Source organism: Peribacillus sp. SIMBA_075 (assembly GCF_046534585.1).
Window position 1 is genome coordinate 1 of sequence record NZ_JAWRYN010001580.1, and the last position, 237, is coordinate 237.

1 protein-coding gene is annotated in these 237 nt (G+C 39.7%); it reads left to right on the forward strand.

Annotated features, from left to right (window positions below; genetic code table 11):
- Positions 1–10: 10 nt before the first annotated feature.
- A partial coding sequence (locus SB775_RS33740; protein WP_410865658.1) for an enoyl-CoA hydratase-related protein occupies positions 11–237 on the forward strand: 227 nt, incomplete at its 3' end.

The following is a 237-nucleotide window of genomic DNA, read 5'->3' on the forward strand; positions in this document are numbered from 1 at the left end:
GGTATATATAATGGAAGTAACAAGTAAAACGGAATCTGTTGTTGTGAAATATGAAGGGCGCGTAGCAACGGTTATGGTCAATCGTCCAGAGGTTTTAAATGCATTAGATGAACCAACGTTAAAAGAGTTATTACAAAAGTTGAAAGAAGTGGCGGAAAGTTCTGTTCACGTTGTTGTGTTGTGCGGAAGTGGCCGTGGTTTTTCTGCGGGTGGAGATATTAAATCAATGCTTTCAAG